This is a genomic window from Herbiconiux daphne, from assembly GCF_024979295.1.
Taxonomy (GTDB): Bacteria; Actinomycetota; Actinomycetes; order Actinomycetales; family Microbacteriaceae; genus Herbiconiux; species Herbiconiux daphnes.
Genome location: NZ_JANLCJ010000015.1, coordinates 23501 through 29561, shown reverse-complemented (window position 1 = coordinate 29561; position 6061 = coordinate 23501). Strand labels below are relative to the sequence as shown.

Annotated in this window: 5 protein-coding genes and 1 pseudogene; 5 read left to right on the top strand and 1 reads right to left on the bottom strand. The window is 63.2% G+C overall.

The window, feature by feature from the left end:
- Both N1032_RS21505 and N1032_RS21500 read left to right on the top strand, forming a co-directional pair.
- Positions 1-240, top strand: a pseudogene (locus N1032_RS21505) (carbonic anhydrase); the annotation flags it as partial.
- Positions 241-497: 257 nt separating this feature from the next.
- Positions 498-1076 carry a recombinase family protein gene (locus N1032_RS21500; protein ID WP_259542203.1) on the top strand — a complete coding sequence of 193 codons (579 nt, stop codon included), beginning with the start codon at positions 498-500 and terminating at the stop codon, positions 1074-1076.
- A 562-nt stretch (positions 1077-1638) separates the two neighbouring features.
- Here the strand turns inward: N1032_RS21500 and N1032_RS21495 are convergent.
- On the bottom strand, positions 1639-1821 hold the full coding sequence (locus N1032_RS21495; RefSeq protein WP_259542202.1) for a hypothetical protein: 183 nt from the start codon (positions 1819-1821) through the stop codon (positions 1639-1641).
- Positions 1822-2078: 257 nt separating this feature from the next.
- Between N1032_RS21495 and N1032_RS21490 the strand changes: the two genes are divergently transcribed.
- The 3 genes from N1032_RS21490 (at position 2079) to N1032_RS21480 (ending at position 6058) form a co-directional block, all read left to right on the top strand.
- On the top strand, positions 2079-3308 hold the full coding sequence (locus tag N1032_RS21490) for an NAD(P)/FAD-dependent oxidoreductase (RefSeq protein ID WP_259542201.1): 1230 nt from the start codon (positions 2079-2081) through the stop codon (positions 3306-3308).
- 175 nt (positions 3309-3483) lie between these two features.
- Positions 3484-5085: an ABC transporter substrate-binding protein gene (locus N1032_RS21485; protein WP_259542200.1), complete on the top strand. Its 1602-nt coding sequence runs from the start codon at positions 3484-3486 to the stop codon at positions 5083-5085.
- A 22-nt stretch (positions 5086-5107) separates the two neighbouring features.
- Positions 5108-6058 (top strand): ABC transporter permease, encoded by a 951-nt coding sequence (locus tag N1032_RS21480; RefSeq protein ID WP_259542199.1) that lies wholly within the window; start codon positions 5108-5110, stop codon positions 6056-6058.
- Positions 6059-6061 lie beyond the last annotated feature (3 nt).

Here is a 6061-nt window from a genome sequence, read left to right as displayed (position 1 = left end):
CTCATCCACCACACCGACTGCGGCATGCTCACCTTCACCGACGACGGCTTCAAAGACAGCATCGCCGCCGAAACCGGAATCCGCCCGGCCTGGGCTGCCGAAGCGTTCCCCGATGAAGCAGCCGACGTCACACAGTCAATCAACCGCATCACTGCCAGCCCGTTCATCCCGATCAAGGACTTAGTCCGCGGCTTCGTCTTCGACGTCACCACCGGCCGACTCAAGGAGATCACCGCGTAGCCCAGTCGCAAGCGTTGTCCGATTTGGACGACGCTCATCGGTGCTCTGTTACCGTCACAGCCGGACGCGTCGAACATGCACGGAGACCCGGACCTCAGCGTCTCGGAAACGTAAAGATTTACGAGACATCCGGGGTGGGCCCGGCCGGCCACTCCCCTTCCCCGGAATCTCAGCTCTGCTTGGTGTCTCACAAAGTCGTCTCATCCGTCTGCGTGTCTTAGGGCTGATCGAGGGGCTTTCCGAGACATGATTGCGGCATGAGGCTTCTTGGCTACACACGTGTGAGCACAGCCGGCCAGGACCCGCAGCTCCAGATCGATTCACTCCTCTCTATTGGGGTGCAGAAACGGGACATCGTCGCCGACGTCACGTCCGGCAGCAAGACCGCCGCATCACGACCGGGCATGCAGCGGCTCCTCGAGTACGCCGAGGCCGGTGACACCGTCGTCGTGTGGCGCGTCGACCGACTCGGTAGGTCCCTGATAGATGTACTCAACACGGTGAACGGGCTCCGCGACGCCGGCATCAACGTGCGATCCATCTCAGACGGAATTGACCCAGCGACGTCGACGGGCCGGCTGATGCTCAACATGCTCGCCACCTTGGCTGAGTACGAGCGCGAGCTCATCGTCGAACGCGTCAACGCCGGTATCGCAGTCGCCCGAGAAGCCGGCACCCAATTCGGACGCCCGAGGTCCGACCCCGGTGTCGTCGGCGAAAAGCTCGCGATCGTCGCCCAGGCACGATCTGCAGGCAAGACCGCGGCCGAGGCAGCGGAATTAGTCGGGTGGAGCCGCGCCACTCTCTACCGCCACCAAAGCGCGCAATCACGCTGACCGTGGCGTCCCCTGTCTCACAAGACTGCTCAAGCACGTGAACAGTCGCGGCCGGTTTGACATGGCTGCGAAACGCGGCCGCCCCGCGCTGGAGCCTTTCAGACGCTGTCCGCCAAGACATTCACGAGACGCCTCGCATCCCTAGGGATACGAGATGTCGCTCCGCTGGCGGTTCGCTTGCTGCCCTGACGAGGCGTAGCTGGTCGTTCAGGAACTCGATCCATACGTTTTTCGTCGGGGCCGTCAATGGCCTCTTTGCTGCTCGCGGTTATGTGCGGAGATCTGTGGCGACGTCCGAGTTTCGGCGACGACGCCAGAAGGATGGTTTTCTCGGTGGTGCCACGGGAGGATTGCGCAGGTCTCGTTCGACTTGATCCTGCCGTCGCGTTTGCTCTTGCTCGATTCGTTCTTGGCGCGCGCGGAGTTCTGCCTCGCCGAGGTAGAACCCGTTTTGGAATGACTCGCTCATCGCACTCTCCCTGATGAATCGGAACTGCTCTCTCGATTTTCGCAGGAGCGGGTGCTGCGAGCCAGAGTGCGCAGCACCCTCGCATGAAGGCCGCTACCTCGACGGAGCGAACAGCGGAACTTGGTAGGTGTCATTTGAACGGTTGACATCGATCGCCGCGGAGTGTTCTTCGATTGTGAAGCGGGAGGCGACATCGTCGTCAGCGAAGACGTTGTTTCCGATGTCGCGCAATCCAGGGATGGCGGCGACTTCGGCGGAGTGCGACGCATCGGTCACGACGAATAGTTCGACGGCATCCCCGTCGCTGGTCAGGATCGTGAATGCGCGCTCTATCAGCGCTGCGGCCGATGTCTTCGTGAAGTTGTCGAGTCGCCACGAGCGCTGGCGAAGTAGGCGTCTTCGCCGTCATTGATAGACCAGATCGTCGTGTCGCCATCTTTGTTGACCGTGGGCCAGCGTAACGAAGCGTCCCGGAGGGTCACATGGAGTCTGTTTTTCAACGCAGGCACGCTGTCCCTCGTATCGTCGGCAGGATGGTCAGACGGGTCGACATCATCATCGTGGGCGGCGGAGCGATCGGCTCGGCCGCGGCCTGGCATCTCGCGCGATCGGGTGAAGAAGTGCTTCTTATCGAGCAGACAAAGAGCCGGTCTGTTAGCGGTTTGAAGCTGCCGATCGACACCTCGCTGCCAGCCGCCTGTGTCCACTCTCCTCTGCACGCACCATACATTTTCTCCGGTACTGACCCTTTGAACCTTGCGATGACCCGCGAAGCAATCGCGGCATGGGCCGAGTTAGAGCAGGAATCTTCTACCACCCTCATCGAACCGATCGGCGCCGTCTTACACGGGGCTATTCCTGACATCGACGCAATTGCCGATCGGCTGCCTCGCTATGGTGTCGCCGCCGAGATACTTGGTGCTGGCGAGGCTGTAGAGCGATGGCCTGGCGTTCGTTTTGATGACAGGGTGCTCTTCACTCCAGCCGCCGGCCGGATCAACCCGGCGGCCGCTATCGACACATTTCAGCGGGCTGCGGCCGCTCACACTGCCGAACTTCGATTCAATTCGGCGGTCCGTCATGTTCGAATTCTCAGCGACGATGAGGTCAGTGTCGAGGTGTATCCCGTTGATATGGAAGGCCACGAGGCCGGCGAAGCCGAGCAAGTTGTCGCCCGCCGCGCCGTATTCACCGTCGGCGCGTGGACGGGCAAGCTGCTGGCCCGCCTCGTAGAATTACCAACGTTTTCAATAACGGGGAGCCTGATATCCGTTCACCGTGAAATCGTGCCAGGAGCTGACTGGCCGACGATCACCCACCGGCCCGATAAAGGCAACCGGCGATATCGTGGCTGGTCCGGCACCGTCGATACTGTGTCGTCAGATGCTGGCGTCGCGCTAAGACTACGTAACGTCGGCAAGACGGCCGACCCAGACAGAACTAATTTTCGCTCTGATCCGTCGTCGCGTGCGGAATTGCAGCGCTACGCCAGAAACTGGCTGCCGGGCGTCGGCTCATCGGCGCATGAGGAGCTTCGGAGAGTCTCCTTACAGACCAGGGACGCTCGCTCGATCGTCGATCGAATCGGACCGATCATCGTCGGTGCTGGACTACCCGAAGACGAATTTTCGCTTGCGCCCGCCCTGGGGCGTCTCCTTCGCGATCTCATCAGCCCTGACGCGGGAAGAAACGCGCCAACTCGGTTTATGCGGGCTCCCGCCCGATACTCCCTCAAGCAACGAATCCGCGAGGGCGCCGCATGACAGCGGCGCACCATACCGCTGTCAAACGACGTAATCTCTGCGCCATTTCAGCGCAAAAATTACGTCCGACTCAGTCTGTTACAGGTTAGTTCCGTCGAGCCGTGTGGCCGCGCCTAGCATGTCGGCGAGGCACACGGCTTCATCGTGATCGACGATGGAAAGGACGGTTCTCGGCATGAGGACGAAGAAATGGCTGGGGATAGGAGCGGCGATCCTCGCGGCAGCAGTGGTGCTGAGCGGATGCTCGGCACCCGCGGGCGCCGGGGGCACGGATGCCGCTGCGGCCGGCGACGAGACCCCGCAGTATGGCGGCGACCTGGTGGTGGGGCTCTACCTCGAACCGCTCGCGCTCGACCCGCACCGGCAGGGCTACTGGGAGACCTACCGGGTCACCCGCAACATCTTCGAGGGGCTGACCCGGGAGGACACCAGCGGGGCCACCGATCCCACCGAGATCCAGCCCGCGCTCGCCACCGACTGGTCGGTGAGCGAAGACGGCACGACCTGGACCTTCGACTTGCGCGAGGGCGTCACCTTCCACGACGGCAGCCCCTTCGACGCCGAGGCGCTGGACAAGAACGTGCGCCGCATCAGCGACCCCACGTACGAGTTCTACGACGAGTCGAGCGCTAAGAAGCTGGCCACCTGGTTCGGCACGCTGACCAGCGGCACCGTGATCGACGACCACACCTACCAGTTCCAGTTCTCGCAGCCCTTCCTCGGTTTTCCGCGCATCCTGGCGCAGGCGATGAGCACCCTCGCGATCGGTAACCCGGCGGTGTGGGAGCAGTACGGCAACGACGGCTTCGCGGACCACCCCGACGGCACCGGCCCGTACGAGTTCGTGTCACGCACCATCGGCGACCGGATCGAGCTCAAAAAGTTCGACGGCTACTGGGGCGACGAGCCCTATCTCGACTCGCTGACGTTCCGGATCATCCCGAACAACCAGACCCGTCTGGCATCGCTGCTCTCGGGCGAGCTCGACCTGATCAGCTATGTGCAGCCCGAGGACGTGCAGACCCTCGAAGACCAGGGCTTCCAGGTTCCCGAGGGCACCGGGTCGTCGCTGCTGTACATCTCGTATAACTTCAAGAACCCGGCCTTCGCCGACGAGAAGGTGCGCCAGGCGTTGATCTACGGCCTCGACCGCCAGAAGCTGGCCGACGAACTCTACAACGGTTACGCCGAACCGCAGTACTCCTTCCAGCCTCCGGGCAACGAGGCCTTTGACCCAGCGGTGCGCGACTTCGAGTACGACCCGGCCAAGGCCGTCGAGCTGCTGAAGGAGGCCGGCTACGGCGACGGCGACCTCAAGTTCACCATCGTCGTGGACGTGGCCAACCAGAACACCGCCGAGTGGCTGCAGTCGGAGTACAAGGAGATCGGCGTCGACGTCGAGATCGTGAGCCTCGACCGCACGAGCTACATCGCCCGCGCCTACGGCCCCGAGGAGGGCGACGGCCTGAGCCTGGACGAGTACGGCGGAACCTACGCCGAGTGGCTGTCCCAGGGCTTCAACGGCCTGGCCGGCAAGGGCCTGAACCCGGCCGACTTCCCCGACATCACGAGCGCCATCCAGGCGGCCGCGACCACAGCCGATCCGGATGCTCGCATCGACCTGTGGAAGACCGCGGAGGAGACCCTGCGGAACGACGCGGTCGTCATCCCGACCGTCAACCTCACCCGCTACTACGCGCTCGGCTCCAACGTGCGCGGCTTCGACTGGCCGGCCACCAACTGGTACGACCTGTCGAAGGTGTGGCTGGCGAACTGAGCGAGACGGACGACGGATCCCCGTGGGAACGCTCAAGCACATCGGCTGGAGACTGGCGAATATCCTGCCCGTCCTCCTGATCGTCTCGGTGCTCACCTTCCTGATCGGACGGCTGACACCAGGCGACCCCATCCAGGGCCAGTATGCGCGAACGTTCACCCCGGAGCAGATTGAGGCCATCAGGGACTCCTATGGCCTCAATCTGCCCCTCTGGCAGCAGTACGTGAAGTGGGTCGCCGACCTGTTCGTGGCCGGCGGCGGCAAGTCGATCGTGCAGGATGCGCCGGTGTTCGACGTACTGTGGCCCAACTTCCTCAACACGATCGTACTCACAGTGGCGGGCGTGCTGATCTGTGCGGTGGTGGGCATCACCATCGGCACCATCGCCGGTGCCAACCACCGCCGGGCCGCCGACCGCTTCTCGATGCTGTTCGTGCAGGTGGGGTCGAACCTCTCGGTGTACTGGTTCGGCCTCATCCTGATCTGGATCTTCGCCCTGCAGCTGAAGTGGCTGCCGGTGAGCGGGATGCAGTCACGGAACGGCGGCGGCTTCGGCGACCTGCTGGCCCACCTCATCCTGCCGGGCATCTCGGCGGCGCTGATCTCGATGCTCGTGCTGGCGCGATTCACCCGCATCGGCATCGTGCAGGAGTCGCACTCCGACTACTACAAGACCTTCCAGTCGCAGGGAGCGGGACGTTTCAGCCTCCTCGGCAAGCACGTGGGGCGCAACATCCTGCCACCCGTGGTGAACATCATCGGCCTCGAGATCGGCACCCTGCTCACCGGGGTGCTGTTCGTGGAGAGCGTGTTCAACTGGCCCGGCATCGGCACCCAGCTGCTGAACGCCGTGAACGGCAAGGACTATCCCCTGATCCAGGGCGGCGTGGTGCTGATCGCGCTGGTCTACCTCGTGGTGAACCTGGTGACCGACATCGCGGTCGACGCCCTGAACCCCCGATTGAAGAGGTGAACG

What these genes read in the sequence shown, in the direction of transcription:
- N1032_RS21500 (WP_259542203.1), top strand. Translation starts at nt 498, where the DNA reads ATGAGGCTTCTTGGCTACACACGTGTGAGCACAGCCGGCCAGGACCCG.
- N1032_RS21490 (WP_259542201.1), top strand. Translation starts at nt 2,079, where the DNA reads ATGGTCAGACGGGTCGACATCATCATCGTGGGCGGCGGAGCGATCGGC.
- N1032_RS21485 (WP_259542200.1), top strand. Translation starts at nt 3,484, where the DNA reads ATGAGGACGAAGAAATGGCTGGGGATAGGAGCGGCGATCCTCGCGGCA.